This is a genomic window from Pseudomonas sp. FP2254, assembly GCF_030687695.1.
Classification (GTDB): Bacteria; Pseudomonadota; Gammaproteobacteria; order Pseudomonadales; family Pseudomonadaceae; genus Aquipseudomonas; species Aquipseudomonas quebecensis.
The window spans coordinates 3,604,145-3,621,757 of sequence record NZ_CP117444.1; the positions used below are offsets into that span (position 1 = coordinate 3,604,145).

20 protein-coding genes and 1 tRNA gene are annotated in these 17,613 nt (G+C 59.5%); 10 read left to right on the forward strand and 11 right to left on the reverse strand.

What is annotated here, in order from left to right; all coding sequences use genetic code 11:
- Positions 1-10: 10 nt before the first annotated feature.
- A complete protein-coding gene (locus tag PSH94_RS16505; RefSeq protein WP_253508516.1) occupies positions 11-970 on the reverse strand; it encodes a sugar ABC transporter substrate-binding protein in 960 nt (319 codons plus the stop codon).
- 549 nt (positions 971-1,519) lie between these two features.
- On the opposite strand from PSH94_RS16505, the gene PSH94_RS16510 reads away from it, so the two are divergent.
- The 3 genes from PSH94_RS16510 (at position 1,520) to PSH94_RS16520 (ending at position 3,717) form a co-directional block, all read left to right on the forward strand.
- Entirely contained in the window at positions 1,520-2,608 is a 1,089-nt protein-coding gene (locus PSH94_RS16510; RefSeq protein WP_181081239.1) for an asparaginase, read from the forward strand.
- Positions 2,609-2,774: 166 nt separating this feature from the next.
- A complete protein-coding gene (locus PSH94_RS16515; protein WP_181081238.1) occupies positions 2,775-3,023 on the forward strand; it encodes a DUF1654 domain-containing protein in 249 nt (82 codons plus the stop codon).
- 4 nt (positions 3,024-3,027) lie between these two features.
- A complete protein-coding gene (locus PSH94_RS16520; protein WP_305435338.1) occupies positions 3,028-3,717 on the forward strand; it encodes an endonuclease I family protein in 690 nt (229 codons plus the stop codon).
- A 31-nt stretch (positions 3,718-3,748) separates the two neighbouring features.
- On the opposite strand, the gene PSH94_RS16525 is transcribed toward PSH94_RS16520, so the two are convergent.
- Positions 3,749-4,129, reverse strand: a complete 381-nt coding sequence (locus tag PSH94_RS16525; protein ID WP_181081236.1) for an SPOR domain-containing protein — start codon at positions 4,127-4,129, stop codon at positions 3,749-3,751.
- A gap of 247 nt (positions 4,130-4,376) precedes the next feature.
- Between PSH94_RS16525 and csrA the strand changes: the two genes are divergently transcribed.
- The 3 genes from csrA to PSH94_RS16540 all read left to right on the forward strand — a co-directional run bounded on the left by csrA (position 4,377) and on the right by PSH94_RS16540 (position 5,423).
- Positions 4,377-4,571: a carbon storage regulator CsrA gene (csrA, locus tag PSH94_RS16530; protein WP_003192511.1), complete on the forward strand. Its 195-nt coding sequence runs from the start codon at positions 4,377-4,379 to the stop codon at positions 4,569-4,571.
- Positions 4,572-4,778: 207 nt separating this feature from the next.
- Complete coding sequence (locus tag PSH94_RS16535; RefSeq protein ID WP_181081235.1) at positions 4,779-5,030, forward strand: hypothetical protein; 252 nt, start codon at positions 4,779-4,781, stop codon at positions 5,028-5,030.
- Between the two features lie 96 nt (positions 5,031-5,126).
- Positions 5,127-5,423, forward strand: coding sequence for a hypothetical protein (locus PSH94_RS16540; protein WP_253508518.1), 297 nt, complete (start codon positions 5,127-5,129; stop codon positions 5,421-5,423).
- A gap of 18 nt (positions 5,424-5,441) precedes the next feature.
- Here PSH94_RS16540 and PSH94_RS16545 read toward each other — a convergent pair whose 3' ends face one another.
- A complete protein-coding gene (locus PSH94_RS16545; RefSeq protein WP_305435340.1) occupies positions 5,442-6,119 on the reverse strand; it encodes an HAD-IA family hydrolase in 678 nt (225 codons plus the stop codon).
- A gap of 215 nt (positions 6,120-6,334) precedes the next feature.
- Between PSH94_RS16545 and PSH94_RS16550 the strand changes: the two genes are divergently transcribed.
- The 3 genes from PSH94_RS16550 to PSH94_RS16560 are packed head-to-tail and all read left to right on the forward strand — an operon-like array spanning position 6,335 to position 8,700.
- Positions 6,335-6,586 (forward strand): DUF2790 domain-containing protein, encoded by a 252-nt coding sequence (locus PSH94_RS16550; protein WP_305435342.1) that lies wholly within the window; start codon positions 6,335-6,337, stop codon positions 6,584-6,586.
- 42 nt (positions 6,587-6,628) lie between these two features.
- A complete protein-coding gene (locus tag PSH94_RS16555) occupies positions 6,629-7,300 on the forward strand; it encodes a heavy metal response regulator transcription factor (RefSeq protein ID WP_181081231.1) in 672 nt (223 codons plus the stop codon).
- On the forward strand, positions 7,297-8,700 hold the full coding sequence (locus PSH94_RS16560) for a heavy metal sensor histidine kinase (RefSeq protein WP_305435343.1): 1,404 nt from the start codon (positions 7,297-7,299) through the stop codon (positions 8,698-8,700). The genes PSH94_RS16555 and PSH94_RS16560 overlap by 4 nt, the downstream gene beginning before the upstream one ends.
- On the opposite strand, the gene PSH94_RS16565 is transcribed toward PSH94_RS16560, so the two are convergent.
- The 8 genes from PSH94_RS16565 to PSH94_RS16600 form a co-directional block, all read right to left on the reverse strand.
- Entirely contained in the window at positions 8,701-9,159 is a 459-nt protein-coding gene (locus tag PSH94_RS16565; RefSeq protein WP_253508524.1) for an anti-virulence regulator CigR family protein, read from the reverse strand.
- 79 nt (positions 9,160-9,238) lie between these two features.
- Positions 9,239-9,868, reverse strand: coding sequence for a pyroglutamyl-peptidase I (gene pcp, locus PSH94_RS16570; protein ID WP_305435345.1), 630 nt, complete (start codon positions 9,866-9,868; stop codon positions 9,239-9,241).
- 7 nt (positions 9,869-9,875) lie between these two features.
- Complete coding sequence (locus PSH94_RS16575) at positions 9,876-10,826, reverse strand: DUF979 domain-containing protein (protein ID WP_305435347.1); 951 nt, start codon at positions 10,824-10,826, stop codon at positions 9,876-9,878.
- Positions 10,823-11,539 carry a DUF969 domain-containing protein gene (locus PSH94_RS16580; RefSeq protein WP_253508528.1) on the reverse strand — a complete coding sequence of 239 codons (717 nt, stop codon included), beginning with the start codon at positions 11,537-11,539 and terminating at the stop codon, positions 10,823-10,825. Before PSH94_RS16580 ends, PSH94_RS16575 begins: the two co-directional genes overlap by 4 nt.
- 252 nt (positions 11,540-11,791) lie before the next feature.
- Positions 11,792-13,348, reverse strand: coding sequence for a histidine kinase famiy protein (locus PSH94_RS16585; RefSeq protein WP_305437738.1), 1,557 nt, complete (start codon positions 13,346-13,348; stop codon positions 11,792-11,794).
- 180 nt (positions 13,349-13,528) lie between these two features.
- Positions 13,529-13,954: a hypothetical protein gene (locus PSH94_RS16590; protein ID WP_181081224.1), complete on the reverse strand. Its 426-nt coding sequence runs from the start codon at positions 13,952-13,954 to the stop codon at positions 13,529-13,531.
- Positions 13,955-14,122: 168 nt separating this feature from the next.
- Positions 14,123-15,544, reverse strand: coding sequence for a group II intron reverse transcriptase/maturase (gene ltrA / locus PSH94_RS16595; protein ID WP_266246145.1), 1,422 nt, complete (start codon positions 15,542-15,544; stop codon positions 14,123-14,125).
- Positions 15,545-16,033: 489 nt separating this feature from the next.
- Positions 16,034-16,110, reverse strand: a tRNA-Val gene (locus tag PSH94_RS16600).
- A 184-nt stretch (positions 16,111-16,294) separates the two neighbouring features.
- Between PSH94_RS16600 and PSH94_RS16605 the strand changes: the two genes are divergently transcribed.
- Positions 16,295-17,578 carry an FAD-binding oxidoreductase gene (locus PSH94_RS16605; protein ID WP_181081658.1) on the forward strand — a complete coding sequence of 428 codons (1,284 nt, stop codon included), beginning with the start codon at positions 16,295-16,297 and terminating at the stop codon, positions 17,576-17,578.
- Positions 17,579-17,613: the final 35 nt, after the last annotated feature.

A 17,613-nucleotide genomic window follows, 5' to 3' on the forward strand; every position in this document is an offset into this window, starting at 1 on the left:
GCTGCCAGGATTACTTCTTGAGGACGAGTTCGACCGGGGTTTCGATCACGCCATCCTTGGCATCGACTTTCTCACCCTTGACCAGCTTGAGGGCGTTCTGGATACCGAACACGGCTTGCTGGGCAGCCGCCTGGTCGGCAGTGGCCAGCACGCGACCGTCCTGCAGCATCGGCTTGATGGCTTCGATATTGTCGTAACCCACCACCAGTACCTTGCCCGCCTTGCCCGCCGCACGTACGGCAGAGACGGCGCCCAGGGCCATGTTGTCGTTACCGGCCAGCAGAGCCTTGAGGTCAGGGTATTCACTCAGCATTGCAGATGCGACTTTCTGGCCCTGGTCGATCTCCCAGTTACCCGATTGGGTGGAAACGATCTTCATGCCCGCAGCATCCATCGCGTCCTTGAAACCGGCGGTGCGCTGCTGGGCATTGGTGGTGGTCGGGACCCCTTCGATGATCCCGACCTTATCCCCGGCGGCCAGTTGCTTGGCCAGGTAGTCACCCACCAGTTTGGCGCCCTTGCGGTTGTCCGGACCTACGAACGGGATGTCGAGATTTTTGCCTTTCAGCACATCCGGATCAAGGCGGTTGTCGATGTTGACGACCTTGATCCCGGCGTCGGAGGCTTTCTTCAGGACCGTGACCAGCGCCTTGGAGTCAGCAGGTGCAATGACGATGGCGTTGACCTTGGAAAGAATCATCTGATTGACGATGTCGATCTGCGCCGACGTATCGGTCTCGTTCTTGATCCCGTTGGTGATCATGTCGAAATCGGCAGCGTGGGTTTTCTGATAGTCCTTGGCGCCTTCCTGCATGGTCACGAAGAATTCGTTGGCCAGTGACTTCATCACCAGGCCGACCTTCGGTTTGGCGGCGGCGTCATCGGCAAATGCAGAGGAGAGAGGTAAAGCAGCGGATGCGGCAGCAAGCACAGCGATAGCAAGAAGACGTCCAGCAAATGGCAGCTTCATGGGGTCACTCCGATCTTATGATTATTGTGAGCAACGCTTGCTCCGAAGAGGACTTCGGCAGCTACCCACCCGGGCGGCTGATACGAGCTGTCACGGCGAACCTTGGGTAGCGTGAAACATCTCGCAAACGTTTGCGTTATCCAAACTATGAGAACCTTGTGGAAATTTGTCAACGGGTGAACGATGTCTTTCATACCCCCCTGTTGGACGTGATCGGCGCAGGCCGCGCCAACAGCATTAAATAACCTTCTTGATTCTCCGTTATCTGAAACGACAGGTGTGTACGGGTGATCAAGGAGGTTTCCGTCATGATTTTCGGACAACCGAACGCCTGGGCAGCACGTTGTTCGGAAAGCCGGACAGCTGAAGAAGCCGGTTCATTTGCAGAACGAAATAACGCCTTATTAATCATAAAGTTATTTTAAAAACCAGGCACGCAGCCGGCCTGGTACAGATCCTGCTCCTACGCAGTACCTCGCGGCATTCAGCATCGCCCGAGTGTTCTGGATGAACCTGCTACAGCACTCATCAACATCAGAGAGAAAAATAATGAAATCTGCACTGAAGAACTTTGTTCCGGGCGCTTTGGCCCTCCTGCTGCTGTTCCCTGCCGCCGCCCAGGCAAAGGATGTTGAATCCAAGGCCAAGCTATCCAACGTAGTGATACTTGCCACCGGCGGCACCATCGCCGGCGCGGGCGCCAGCGCCGCCAACAGTGCCACGTACCAGGCGGCCAAGGTCGGCATCGAGCAATTGATTGCCGGTGTTCCTGAGCTTAGCCAGATCGCCAATGTGCGCGGCGAACAAGTGATGCAAATTGCGTCCGAAAGCATCACTAACGAAAACCTGCTGCAATTGGGTCGCCGCGTCGCCGAACTGGCCGACAGTAAGGACGTGGATGGCATTGTGATCACCCACGGCACCGACACGCTGGAAGAAACCGCCTACTTCCTGAACCTGGTGGAAAAGACCGACAAGCCCATCGTAGTGGTCGGCTCCATGCGCCCGGGCACTGCCATGTCGGCCGACGGCATGCTCAACCTGTACAACGCCGTGGCCGTTGCCGGCAGCAAAGAGGCACGTGGCAAAGGCGTGCTGGTGACCATGAACGACGAGATCCAATCGGGTCGCGATGTCAGCAAAATGATCAATATCAAGACCGAAGCGTTCAAAAGCCCATGGGGACCATTGGGCATGGTGGTTGAAGGTAAATCCTACTGGTTCCGCCTGCCGGCCAAGCGCCACACCATGGACTCTGAGTTCGACATCAAAACCATCAAGAGCCTGCCCGACGTTGAGATCGCCTACGGCTACGGCAACGTGAGCGACACCGCCTACAAGGCCCTGGCCCAGGCGGGCGCCAAAGCCATCATCCATGCCGGTACCGGCAATGGCTCGGTGTCTTCCAAAGTGGTGCCGACTCTGGTGGACCTGCGCAAGCAAGGCGTGCAGATCATTCGTTCATCCCACGTCAACGCTGGCGGTATGGTGCTGCGTAATGCCGAACAGCCTGATGACAAATACGACTGGGTGGCTGCGCTTGATCTGAACCCGCAGAAAGCGCGGATTCTGGCGATGGTCGCCCTGACCAAGACCCAGGACAGCAAAGAGCTGCAACGGATGTTCTGGGAATATTGATTCCTGACCACCTGCTGTAGGAGCGAACTCGCTCCTACAGTGCCTTCTCCGCTTCCCTATTAAATATCCCGAATTGCCGTCAGACGAGTTTCTTGAAGTTTAAGCAGTTGCGAAATTGCCTACAGTTAAATACTGTATGCACGTACAGCTTATTAAGGAATACTCCGTGGCTAAATCATCCGCCGTGCCAACCCTACCTGACGCCTACGAACGCCTGGCCGTTCGCGTGCAAAAGATCATCAACTCCACCCAGGCCCAGAAAGCCAAAGCCGCCTTGATCTTCCGCCTGGCGGACGAACCCGAGGACGAATGGCAGCGCTTGCTGGAAGAAATCGCGGAGAACGATAACGTCACCCTCGCCTACCGCGACGACGGCGGCGTGCAGATTTTCTGGGTTGTGCCGAAGGAAGATTGATTCAATGCGCGTCCGTTTCATTGCCCTGTGCTGCCTGTTGCTTACCGCCACTGTCCAGGCTCAAGCGCCACGTACCTTCAGCGAAGCCAAGAAGATCGCCTGGAAGCTCTATGCCCCCCAATCCACCGAGTTTTACTGCGGCTGCAAGTACACCGGCAACCGCGTGGACCTTAAAGCCTGCGGCTACACCCCGCGCAAGAATGCCGGTCGGGCCGCGCGTATTGAGTGGGAACACATAGTGCCGGCCTGGCAGATCGGGCATCTGCGCCAATGTTGGCAGAACGGCGGGCGCAAGACCTGCACGCGCCATGACGAGGTGTTCAAGCGCGCCGAAGCGGATCTGCACAATCTGGTGCCCAGCATCGGCGAGGTCAATGGTGACCGGAACAACTTCAGTTTCGGTTGGCTGCCGGTGCAACGCGGGCAGTACGGCTCATGCCTGACCCAGGTGGACTTCAAGGCCAGGAAAGTCATGCCGCGCCCTTCGATACGCGGAATGATCGCACGCACCTATTTCTACATGAGCAAACAGTATGGCTTGCGCCTGTCAAAACAGGATCGCCAGCTCTATGAAGCCTGGAACAAAACCTACCCGGTACAAGCCTGGGAACGCCAGCGGAACCAGACCGTGGCGTGCGTGATGGGGCGCGGCAATGAATTTGTCGGCCCGGTGAACCTCAAGGCCTGCGGCTGAACAGGGGCGGGAATCCCGCCCGATCAACCGGTTACTGGGCGGCCTTGTGCTCCACCACTTGGGACTCGGTGTCGTTCTTCTTGGCCCGTGCGAGCTTTTCGGTGAGCAGCGCCTGCTTGGCTTCGGCCTCGGCCCTGGTCGCGAAAGGCCCGAGGAATACCTCGTCCTTGCCGTCCGCTTTCACGATATAAAAATTGAAACCATGTTCCAGCAACCAGGCGGTAAGGTCGGTGATCGCCTGCAGCTTATGGTCCGGCGGGCCTACCCGCACATCCCACTCCTGAGCAGCAATCGTACCGGCCTGCGGCTGGCTTTCGGTCACGGCGGGCTTGGCCTTGGGGGCATCGACGGGTTTGCCTTCGCCACAACCGGCCAGCGCCAACACCGCCATTGCCATCGCTACTTTACGCACTGCCCTGCTCCTTTAAGGATTAAAGAGGCGACTTTATCATTCACTGTCTATTCTGGCCGTCATAAACGTCAGGTTAAACAATGCGAATGATGTATCGCAGACCTGTATGATGCCGTCATGGGAATTAATAGTGCCTCTATGCGTCCTAAAGAGGCAGTCACAGGGAAGCGCTTAGCATTAAGCTACAAACATCCGACACCTGCCCTGTCTGAAACATGTGTCCTTAAAAGTAATCAAGGAGAAGTCCATGCTTATACTCACCCGCAAAGTCGGTGAAAGCATAAACATCGGTGATGACATCACGATCACCATTCTGGGCGTGAGCGGCCAGCAAGTACGAATCGGCATCAACGCACCTAAAGACGTCGCCGTGCATCGCGAGGAGATCTACCAACGTATCCAGGCCGGCCTGACTGCCCCGGACAAAAACCAGACGCCTTGAAACGCCCTCAGTAGCCAGCCCATTCATTCACGGTGAAGGCTGGCGAAAACCTCTCTGCACGGCCCGTGCTCGGGCGTAGCCGACATCGCCGTCCCCTTCTATCGCACAACAAGATGAAACTGTCCCACGGCCTGGAACTTGTTGCGTTATTGACAGCCGAAACTGCTGACTGACATCCACCATCCGTGTCCACTCAGGAGCGCGTTGATGAGGCCTCGCACCGCGGCGCCATTTTTCTCCAGATCCTGGCTGATCGCTCTGCTGATCGGTCTGGCCTTCGTGGGCCTGGAACTTGCGCTGCGGTTTGAAATCGCCGGCAGCGACCCCGCCGATCAACACCCGGCGCTGGACCTGACGCTGCTGCTGTGCGGCTATCTTTTCATGTTTTGCCTCAAGCCCATCCAGAAAACCGTGCACCATCGACTGTGTCGACGAAGCGCTGGAAAACCTGCGCGCTGACGGTCACCAACTGGCTAGCAGATTGCCGGTATTTACAGCGCCGCAGCAGTCCTTATGCTTGGTGTGTTTGATACGTCAGTAAGGGCTTTGAAGCCGATGGATAGCCTCAGTAAATCCGAAATCGAATCCGCCCTGGCAGCCCGCCTGCCCAGCTATTCGGTCACCTGCACCCTGCATACTGACGGCACATTATCCGTGGTACTCAGTGGCCCGGAGACCGACCACTTCGCTATCACCGGAATCGTACGCTCGCACTATCGCGGCGCCGAAGCGATTGCCCGGCTTGCCAACGAAATTCTGCGCGAGATGGTGCTGTCACGACGCGGCATGCGCAGCGAACGCAGGCATGCACCGGCTGCTCGGGCCGCCTGGCAGGAAGGCCAAGACCGCTAGGCCGTTGGTCCTTTTGCTTCAACCCGCCTTGTGGACCAATGTCAGCAGCCTGTCAGCGCTGCATCGGACCTGTAACTTGCCATACCCATCGATCGTTGGATGCGACGTCTCCATCGGTTGGAGGTGCGTCGACGTCACCACCATCACATCCGCCCCCGCCGCCTCACCGGCACGAATACCCACTGTCGCATCCTCGAACACCAGGCAATCTTGAACCGGAACGCCCAAACGCTGCGCCCCCAGCACATAACAGGCTGGATCAGGCTTACCCAGCGCAACATCCTCTGCCGTCACCATCACCGTCGGCGGTGTAATGCCCGCCGCTTGCAGCCGGCGCAACGCCAGCTCCCTGGGTGCCGACGTCACCAACGCCCATTGATCGGCAGGCACGCCGGCCAGAAACGCCCCGGCACCGGCAATCGGCACCACGCCGCGCACATCATTGATCTCGGCGTCGGTAATCCATTGCGCTTCAGCCTCCGGATCGACGCCGGGCAAGGCTTGGCGCGTGATGGTGTCGATCGCGCGAGCGCCGTGAATGGTGGTCAAAAACGCCGCCACGTCCAACCCGTGGCGCTCGGCCCACAAACTCCACACACGCTCGGCGGCGGCAATGGAGTTGAGCAGCGTGCCATCCATATCGAATAGAAAGGCACGGTAAGGACGGACAAATACGCTTGAACCTGGGGTGGACACGGCGTGAGTTCCTCATGGGCTGTAACAATCATCGAGCGTCGCAATCTACGGATGAACCGATGGCTTGTAAACGTCATCGGTGCCCGGACCAAGGCCGGCGGGATGCGAGGTTTTATGACGAACTTGTCATCATCCTGTTGGCCGGCTGTTTGGGCCGCCTGGTTACCGTGAGCGCACTGCCACGGTCCGGCACCCATCCTTCTGAGAGAGTCTTTATGAAACTGTTTATGCTTGGCGCCGCCGCCCTGTTTATAACCACCTCGGTCTTCGCAGCCGACAACACCTCCGTGATTCACGATACGACCGGTTTCTACGTGAACCTGGATGCCGCCAAAGTATTGTCGAGCACCGATACCTACGGGCAATGCGGGGTGGTCCCGGCGCAACTGCGCTATCTGGATCATCAGGGTCGCGAACATGTGCTGGACTATCGAGTCCTGGCCATCGGTTGCCCCAATGACAATTGATCGGATTACACTGGCGCGACGCATTGAACCCGAGCCCTTCCCATGAACATCCTTGTTGTAGAAGACGAACCCAAGGCCGGCAATTACCTGCTCAATGGCCTCCAGGAACTGGGCTATTGCGTCAGCCTTGCGCGTGATGGCGTGGACGGCTTGCATCAGGCGCTGGAAACGCCGTTCGACGTCATCGTCCTGGATGTGATGATGCCGAAAATGGACGGCTGGGAAGTGCTGCGCCGCCTGCGCAAGGAGACCGATACACCGGTACTTTTCCTGACGGCCCGTGACGATATTGCCGACCGCATCAAGGGCCTGGAACTGGGTGCGGACGATTACCTGATCAAGCCGTTTTCCTTTGCCGAGCTGGTGGCCCGCCTGCGTACCCTGACCCGGCGCGGCCCGATCCGAGAAGAAGATCAGTTGCAGATCGCCGACCTGCACATCGAAGTGCTCAAGCGCCGTGTCACTCGCGACGGCACACGCATCACCCTGACCAACAAGGAGTTCGCCCTGTTGCACCTGTTTGCCACGCACCAGGGCCAGGTGCTCTCGCGCTCGCTGATCGCCTCGCGGGTATGGGACATGAACTTCGACAGCGACACCAATGTGGTGGATGTCGCGGTGCGCCGCCTGCGCCTGAAAATCGATGACCCGTTCCCGCTCAAGCTGATCCACAGCGTGCGCGGCATCGGCTACCGCTTCGATACTCAGCCATGATTGCTCGCCGCCATTATTCGCTGACGCTGCGCCTGGCCCTGGTATTCGCCCTGCTCGCGTTTGCCCTGCTGGCCACGCTGGGCGTGGCGCTGTACCGCGAACTGGAGCGCGAGTTGATCCGCCGCGACGACGCCGCGCTGATATCGCGGGTAGACCAACTGCGCAACCTGCTCAACGACAGCAACACCCTGGAACTGATCAAGACCAAACCGGAACTGTTCCAGAACATGCTGGGCAATCGCGAATCGGTGTTGAGCATCGCCGCGCCCGGTCAGAAACCGCTGCTGCTGGTGAACCCCGCCAATATCGACTTACCGACGGTCAGCCCCGTCCCCAAAGGCCACGTCCTGGACCTTGCCGACGTGCACCATCTGCCCGGTGTCAACGGCGTGCCGTTCGCCACCCTCGCCGCCTCTATCGACTCCGGCGACTTGGGCAGCCTGCAGGTTACCAGCGGGCGCCTGATGACCGAGCGCACCGCCGTGCTCGCCAGCTATCGGCTGAGTGTTTATATCCTGGCGGGCATCGCCGCACTGGTCCTGGCGCTGGCCGGGTACCTGCTGGTGCATCGCGGCCTGCTGCCGTTGCGACGCTTGGCACGGCATGCCCAGGGCATCGGTGTCGGCAACCTGGCCGAACGCCTGGACAGCCATGGCGCGCCCAAAGAACTGCTGCCGATGATCGACGCCTTCAACACCATGCTTGAACGCCTGGCGAAGGGCTTTACGCAATTGAGCCAGGTGTCGACCGACATGGCCCACGAACTGCGTACGCCGATCAACAATTTGCTGGGGGAAACCCAGGTCGCCCTGCACCAGCAACGCAGCATGGACAGTTATCAGCAACTGCTGGCCTCGAATGTCGAAGAACTTGAACGCCTGTCGCGGATGCTCGACAACATGCTGTTCCTCGCCCGTACCGACCCGGCCAGCGCCCTGCGCCAACGCCAGGCACTCAGCGCTGCGGACGAAGTAGAACGCATCGCGGACTATTTCGAGGGGCTGGCGAGCGACCGAGGAATGCGCATTCTGGTGGAAGGCGAAGGCGAGATATGGGCTGAACCCATGTTGCTGCGGCGCGCCCTGGCGAACCTGTGTGCCAATGCAATCAAGTATGGGGCGGCCCATTCAGACTTGCGTATCGAGGCAATTACCACGACTGCAGGGCTCAAGCTGCGGGTCAGCAATCACGGCGAGACGATTGCGGCCGAACACCTGCCGAGGCTGTTCGAACGGTTTTACCGCGTGGACGAGTCGCGGGAACGTTCGGCTCACTCCAATGGGTTGGGTCTGTCGATCGTGGCGACCATCATGCAACTGCACAATGGTCGCTACAGCGTCAGCAGCCAGGACGGCGTGACGTGTTTCGAGCTGTTTTTCCCCAAACGGGAAGACGCCTGATCAGTTGAACGCGCCATTGAGGACTTCGTAGATGATGCCCGAGGCAATGGCCACCAGAATCAAATCAGTCCCCGCCTGCTGCCATTCGTAGCCATCGTAATGCGGCAACTGGCCGAGTAAACGGCCATCGAGTTTTTTCGCGATACCCGGCGGCAGCGGTTTGCCGCGCGCCAGGTTCTTCTGAATACCCGGCGGCAAAGCAGGGCCTGGGCGCCAGTAATCGCGATAGCCTCCCAGCACGTTCAACACCCCGCTGCGATCAACGCTGGGGCCGTGAGCGCCCGACGCGCCTTTGCCCTTGGGCTGGTCATACCCCTGCCCACCGGGATTGTTGCCTTTTCCGTTGCCGCCGCCCTTGCCGTTTCCGTGGCCATTGCCGGGATCGGCCAACGCCAGGCCGCTGCCGGCAAACAAAGCAAGCGCCAGCACGACGGACACGCCTTTAGAAGAGTTGGTCATGGCAGGTTTTCCGAGACAGGAAGGTTCCTGAACTGTAGTCGATATCAGCCCGTGGCGCACTGCACCCGGCGCGCTGCGATCAGCTCACCTGACCGCCCGCCTCCAGCACATCCACCGAGGTCTGCCAGGCCGCCGTCACTGCCACACGCAGCCCTTCAACCATGCTCGACAGCGGCATGAACGGCTCGCTTGCTCCTGGCAAGCGCGGTACATGAATAAACCCACTGCGCACCGCCGAGCCGGCGAGCTTGTGCTGCAAGTGATAAAACACCTGATTGCAAACGAACGTGCCCGCGGTGTGCGACACCGAAGCAGCCATGCCCGCCTCGCGCACTGCCCGCACCATCGCCTTGATCGGCAACGTGGTGAAATAGGCCGCCGGGCCATCCACTACCACGGCGGTGTCGATCGGTTGGGCGCCGAAATTATCCGGGATACGCGCATCGTTGAGATTGATCGCCACCCGTTCAATAGAGATATCGCTGCGCCCAGGCCCCAGTCCCGTGGCGATAACCATCGCCGGACGCAGTTCGTCGAGCATCTGCATGAGGCACGCCGGCGCCGTAGCAAATGCGCAAGGCAGCCGACGCGCCACAATGCGCACATCGTCGCTCAGCAACACACCGTCCAACTGGCGCACCGCTTCCCAGGACGGGTTCACCGGGTCTTGATCAAAGGGTTCAAACCCCGTCAGCAGCACAGTGTGCATAGTGGCCTCACATCAACAGATAAAGCAGGACGATATTGACCACCAGCATCATCAAGGCAGTCGGCAGTTGCGCTTTGATCACCGCGTTCTTGTCCGGCAGTTCCAGCAAGGCCGCAGGGACGATATTGAAGTTGGCGGCCATCGGGGTCATCAGCGTACCGCAATAGCCGGAGAACATGCCGATGGCCGCCATGACCGCCGGGTTGCCGCCGTACACCCCCACCAGCACCGGCACACCGACGCCGCCGGTCATCACCGGGAACGCGGCGAAGCCGTTACCCATGATCACCGTGAACAATGCCATGCCCAACACGTAGACCATCACCGCCACCAACTTGAAATCCAGGTTGATATAGGTGGTAGTGACATGGGCGACCGCCGTGCCCACACCGGCCTCGTTGAACAACAGGCCGAGCATTGCCAGCATCTGCGGCAGCACCATGGCCCAGCCCAAGGCTTCGGTCAGGCGCCGCGACTCGCGCAGGGCTTGCACCGGCGTATCGCGTGTCAGCCAGCACGCCAGGCCGAGGGCGATCAAACAGCCGATACCGAGGGAAACAAAGGTCGTGTTCTTCGGGTCCAGCAACGGCACGCCGCCGATCTCGGCGTGCTTGAGCAGGACCGAGCCGATCACCGTGGTCAGGGGCATGGCCAACGCGGGGATAAACAACTTGTGCCCCAGGCGACCAGCACTCGCGCGGCTGGCCTTGTCGTGCAACTGCGCATGCGTGCCACGCCCCACGCCGCCGAAACCGGCGATCAACGCCATCACCACCACGCCGGCACCGACCACCACCGATGGCAGCCGCTCGCCTACCAGGAACGGAATCGCGAACAGCAGCCAGAAGAGCGCGCTGGACCAGCGCTTGGGGTGGCTGCGGTCCAGCACAATCATGCCTGCGGTGATCAACAGCAAGACCCCGGCCAGCCAGTACAGGTATTGAATCGAAATAATCATTGCACCGCCTCCACGGCCGTCGCGGTGGGCGTCAGCTCACGGGTGAGCCGTCGATCGAAGCGGTGCAGACGGATCGCATGCACGATAAATGCACAGATCGCCGTAGGAATGCCCCACACCGCAATGTGCAACGGCTCCACATCGATCCCCGAGCCCAGCAGGAACGTGTGCATCAGCGCGATGGCGCCAAAGGCGACGAAGATGTCTTCACCAAAAAACAGCCCGACATTGTCCGTCGCCGCACACATGGCGAGCACTTTATGGCGCACCTTGTCCGGCAGTTTGCCGTAGCGTTTTTCCGCCGCGCCTTCGGCCATCGGCGCCAGCAGCGGGCGCACCATTTGCGGATGCCCGCCCAGGCTGGTCAAGCCCATGGCCGCCGTGGATTCGCGCACGAACAGATAGATGATCAACAGGCGCCCGACCGTGGCGCGCTGGAACCGTGCTATCCAGTTCTGCGCATGCAAACGCAGCCCGTGGCGCTCCAGCAGGCCGATAACTGCCAGCGGTAACAATAGAATCAATTGCAGGGCACGGGTCTGAAGGAAACCATCACCCATGGTGGCGAGGATTTTTTCCAGGGGAAAGTGGGCCGCAAGCCCCGTGGCGATGGCAGCGGCGGTCACTACCAGCAGCGGATTGAAGCGCAAGACAAAGCCAACCACGATGACAAGTACGCCGATCAACGGCCATAGGTTCACAACAGTCTGCATGACGATGAGGTCCTTTAAATGCGCGCTGCGGCGCCATTACAGCAGGATATGAACAAGGCGTTCACAGCAAGAGGTGGCGTGCAGTCGGCTCGGTTTTTTATTGTTGACCCGGAAGGTCGAGCGTCAGTGGCGGCAACTTTGCTGCCTGGGGGCGGGGGTGTCCAACAAGAAAAATTGTTGCTGCGATCCAATAAATTTTGTGGGTATCGAAGGCGATGGGGCGCGCCGGCGGCAGCGCCCCCTACACCAGAGTCAGCTCACGCCATTGGGGCCATCGAGCACGTACCTGACCTTCTTGGCCAGCACGTTGGGCAAGCAGGGCTTGGAGATCACTTCGAACTCCGCGCCGCCCAGGTCGGTACGTTCGATGGCGTTTTCCGCATAGCCGGTGGTCAACAGGATTTTCATATCGGGGTACAACTGGCAGACCTCTCGCGCCAGCATCACGCCGTTCATGCCGCCGGGCATGATCACGTCGGAGAACAGCAAGTCGTAGCGCTCCTCCCTGGCCAGCACCTCCAACGCCTCCGCAGCGCCGTAGGCGATGGTGGTGTGGTAGCCGTAGTCTTCCAGCACCATGCGCGCCAGCTCAGCGACATCCGGGCGGTCCTCGACGATCAGGATGCGTTCCGAACCGCTGCGTGCTTCCGACACCTTGGGCTCTTCATGGGGCGACACGCCGGCTTCGTCGGCCGGAAAATACAGGCGCACCGTGGTGCCCAGGCCCTCCTCGGAATAAATCCGCACTGCGCCGCCGGACTGCTTGGCAAACCCGTACACCATCGACAAACCCAGCCCGGTGCCCTTGCCTTCATCCTTGGTCGTGAAAAACGGGTCCATGACGCGCGTAAGAATACTCTCGGACATGCCGCAGCCGTTGTCCGTGAGGGCCATGCTGACATAGCGGCCCGGCATCAAGCCGTCGTAGGACATGGAGCTCAGTTCACGCACTTGGATGTTACGCGTTTCGATGGCCAGTGCCGGCTGATCACGGTCCACCAGCGCGTCACGCGCATTGATCACAATGTTGAGAATCGCCAGCTCGGCCTGGGTCGGATCGATGCGGCAGTTCCATAGGTCGGTTTGCAGGTCGGTACGAAAATCAATGTTGTCGCCCATGACCCGCTCCGCGGAGCGCCTGGCCAAATCGACAAAATGATTAAGGTTGATCACTCGTCCCTGCAGCTTTTGCTTGCGGGAAAACGCCAGCAGTTGCTGGGTTAGCGTGGAGGCTTTCTCCACCGCGCCTTTGGTCATGCTCAGGCTGCGAATCACCCGGCCTTCGTCCAGCACCGGCTTGCGCACGGCACGGTCAACCATCTCCACGTAGCCGCCGATGACCTGCAACAGGTTGTTGAAGTCGTGGGCGATACCGCCGGTGAGCTGGCCCAGCGCCTCCATTTTCTGCGCCTGGCGCAAAGCATCTTCCGCGTCGCGACGACGACTGACGTCCAGCTGCGAAGCGAAGAAGTACATCAATTGATTGGATTCGTTGTACACCGGCGAAATGAACAAAGCATTCCAGAACGTCGAACCGTCTTTGCGATAGTTGAGCAACTCGACCGAAATATCTTCTTCTTCGTTGATGGATTGCTTGATCTGCGCGACGACCTCGCGATCGGTGTCCGGGCCTTGCAGAAAGCGGCAGTTGCGCCCGTAAATCTCGTCGGTGCTATAACCCGTCATGTCCAGGAACGCCTGGTTGGCGAATATGATCGGGTTATCTTCGCGATTGGGGTCAGTGACGATCATAGGCATGCGGGTGGTGCCGACGGCGGCGAAGAAAATGTTCTTACCCGCCGATGTGATATCACCGGTTTCAGAGTTATCCACGCGGGTGTGGAGGTCTTTGGGTTGATGAGTCACGGGGGTCGATCCTGTCGGCTTGATAGAGGAGAAAACGGACTTCCTGCCTCATAGACAACCGGAATTAAAAAATAGTTTGGCGCCCCCGTGGCTCCGTTGCTACCTCACTGCTTTGCGCTCAGCTCAAGCGGTGGTGCTGACCATCGAGCCCTTCCCGCTGCCGCTTTCATCCATGACCGCCTGCAATAGAGCCCCAGTGACCGTCTGCAACGCCGCGCTGATGGTCGTAATCTGCGACTGAGCCGCTGCGACAGCCACGGCCTTGGCCTCTTCACTCTGTTTACTGGCCTGAGCTCTCTGCAACGCCTGCTGCGCCTCCAGAAGCTGCTCTTGCAACTGCTCGATCTGTTTTTTCAATTCCTTGACCCGGTCGGACTCCTGCGGGCCGGATGAAGCCTGGTCCGCGCCGCCTGCGGCAGCGGCGCCCTTGGCGCTGGGGTCCATGCGGATAGTCAAGGCGCCGGTGCTTTCGTTCTTGGTCGTCTCGCTGGTGATGGACGTGGTCTGCGGGACGACTACGGAGGTGGAATTACCAACGTTGGTAAGCATGTCGAGTATCCAATAACGAGATAGTGCTCACGTTATCGGCTGGTCTACCCAGCACTTTAGTCTGGGCGTCGATTTGCGTTGAAGTAAATCCAGGGATCGAGTAGGAGGCGGGATTTAACTCCCGCCGTCCTCTCACACCACCGTACGTACGGTTCCGTATACGGCGGTTCAAGCTATGCGGCTAAGCCGGTTTATTGTGTCCAGTATTGAGACCAGTCCGAGTCGATCCCACAGCTTCTTCGGTAGCGCCTGATTCATATGTGGCGCTCCTGAGTTCCACCATGGGCCTCGTCCATTGAACGCGGATTTGCAGGCACGTGCTTCGTCGAGCCCCAGACGCATTAGGTTGCGCGCCCTCGTTGAGGACTGCTTCCATTGGCGCCATGTGACACATCGAAGTTTACGGCGCATCCAGCCATCCAGCTCCTCAAGGGGCCGTTTGCTCTGGCTTAACTTGAAGTAACCCGCCCAACCACGTAACACCGGGTTGATCCGATCGATGACATTCGCCATCTTGTGGCCCCGCGCTCCGCGCAGCAGCTGTCTGAGCCGCTCGCGCAAGCGATTCAGGCTCATCGTGGCCACTTTCAGCTTCGGCTGTTTATGCAAGCTCATCCCGTAACCCAAGTAATCGCAGGCCCACGGCCGTGTTACACGGCTCTTTTCCTGGTTCAACGTCAGTTTCAAGCGTTGACTCAGGAAACGCTCGACCCTGGCCAGCACTCGTTCGCCAGCACGACGGCTACGCACATAGATGTTTGCGTCGTCGGCATAGCGCACAAAACGATGACCCCGCCGTTCCAGTTCTTTGTCGAGTTCGTTGAGCAGGATATTCGACAGCAACGGTGAGAGGGGGCCGCCTTGCGGCGTCCCCTCTTGCCGTCGGCTGGCGATCCCGCCTGACATAACTCCCGCTTCAAGGTAACGGCGGATCAGTCTGAGTACGCGTTTGTCTTCGACATGACGCTCAACTTTGGCCATCAACACGTCGTGATTCACTCGATCAAAGAACTTCTCAAGATCGAGTTCCACGCACCAGCGGTGTCCCACCGCCACATGAGCGCGGGCTGTTTTGATGGCTTGATGGACGCTTCTGCCCGGACGAAAGCCGTAGCTGTAATCCGAGAACAGAGAGTCGAAGATCGGCGTGAGCTGTTGCAGCACAGCCTGTTGGATCAGGCGATCCACGACGCTGGGAATACCCAGTTGCCGTGTTCCACCTTTGGGTTTGGGGATTTCGACGGCGCGTACACCTTGCGGGTGATACTCACCAGCCAGCAACCGAGCCTTGAGGATCGGCCAATACTGTTTCACGTAGCCCGCCAACTGGTCGACCGTCATGCCATCGGCACCCGGTGCGCCCTTGTTGCTGACTACGCGTTGATACGCTCGCTTGAGGTTAGCGGGTGCAAGCACCCGCGCCATCAGCGTGTCCGGCTCCGCGTTCGTCCACGCCACAGACGCCGCCGATGTTTGCGCCCTGTCAGCCGTCATCCTCGGATACCGTCCGGGACTTGGAGTAACAGTTTTCTCTTGAAGAATATTCTGCGTTTCAACATTCGACGAGACTCTGACGCCTACTGGCGGCATAACCTGTTCGGCCCTTGGTGGCGCGGTTACTCGCCACTTACTACAGCCTCGGCTGACTTCTGCAGGTTCATCCCGTCGCCTCTCGACGCTCGGTAGCACAATGGCAAACGTGCAGATCTCCCAGGGTAATTCGCGCGACCTTCCTGCTTATGCCTGTCGGATCTACGTCACAGCGCTCCGTGCAAGTATTGGGCTTTGAAGATATTGGCCTTCTTACCCCGCTGTGCCGCCTCTATCCGCTTCCTGTTCGTCAGGCCAGCATTTTGCCTCGGGCTTCCTTCAGATTCGCGGTCACCCGCGACACCCTTGCCTCTGGCTAACACTTCCCCTTGCCGGGTGTGTAGAGGACTTTCACCTCCAAGTCACCAGCGTGGCCACCATAGCCAAGCTGGTTGCGCTTCGCGCAACGCGCCATGCCTGGCGCACCAACAAAAAAGGGCCCACCTTTCGGTGAGCCCTTCTAGACCGCCCAGCAGAGCGGATTTTGTTTGGTAGGCGCGATTGGACTCGAACCAACGACCCCCACCATGTCAAGGTGGTGCTCTAACCAACTGAGCTACGTGCCTGCTGTGAGGCGGCATTCTACGGAATTCCAAAGGGGTGTCAACATCTTTTTTGCAGCTAACCCTATGAATATGCGAATTTTTTATTGAAGCGCACCCTGCCCGCTTTTTTTGCATGGCTGGCGGCCGATTTTCAACTCGGGTAGGATCGGCGCACTCGTAAAAAATATAAAACAGAGGTTCCAGGATGGCGAACACCCCCTACCCCCAGTCGTATTACGCCGCTTCCGCTAACGCCGTTCCACCTCGCCCCGTGCTGCAAGGCGAGATCGAAACCGATGTGTGCGTCATCGGCGCCGGCTATACCGGCCTTTCCAGCGCATTGTTCCTGCTCGAGAACGGCTTTCGCGTGACGGTGCTGGAGGCCGCCAAGGTGGGGTTCGGCGCCTCGGGTCGCAACGGTGGGCAGATTGTTAACAGCTACAGCCGCGATATCGACGTGATCGAGCGCAGCGTCGGCCCCAAGCAGGCGCAGTTGCTGGGGCAGATGGCGTTTGAGGGAGGCCGGATCATTCGCGAGCGGGTAGCTAAGTATCAAATCCAGTGCGACTTAAAGGACGGTGGCGTTTTCGCGGCACTCAACGGCAAGCACATGGCTCACCTGGAATCGCAAAAACGCCTGTGGGAGCGCTACGGCCATACGCAATTGGAGCTGCTCGACCAGCGTCGTATCCGCGACGTGGTGGCCTGCGAGAACTATGTGGGCGGTTTGCTGGACATGAGCGGCGGCCACATCCATCCGCTGAACCTGGCACTCGGCGAAGCCGCTGCGGTGGAATCCCTGGGCGGTACGATCTACGAGCAATCAGCCGCCGTACGAATCGAGCGCGGCGCGAACCCGGTGGTGCACACGGCCGAAGGCAGAGTCAGGGCCAAGTTCATCATCGTCGCGGGGAACGCCTACCTGGGTAACCTGGTGCCGGAGCTGGCGGCCAAGTCGATGCCGTGCGGCACTCAGGTCATCACCACTGCGCCGCTGGGCGATGAGCTGGCCAAGTCGCTGCTGCCGCAGGATTACTGCGTTGAAGACTGCAACTACCTGCTCGACTACTATCGCCTGACCAGCGACAAGCGCCTGATCTTCGGCGGTGGCGTAGTGTACGGCGCGCGTGATCCGGCCAATATCGAGGCCATCATCCGACCGAAGATGCTCAAAGCCTTCCCGCAACTCAAAGACGTGAAGATCGATTACGCCTGGACCGGCAACTTCCTGCTGACGCTGTCGCGCCTGCCTCAGGTCGGGCGACTGGGCGACAACATCTACTATTCCCAGGGCTGCAGCGGTCACGGGGTAACGTACACGCACTTGGCAGGCAAGGTACTGGCGGAGGCATTGAGAGGTCAGGCCGAGCGTTTTGATGCGTTTGCCGACCTGCCGCACTATCCGTTTCCGGGCGGGCAGCTGCTGCGCACGCCTTTTGCCGCACTGGGGGCGTGGTATTACGGGCTGCGGGACAAGCTGGGCTTCTGATAGACCACTGGAGCCGGTTCGCCGGCTTCAGCTTC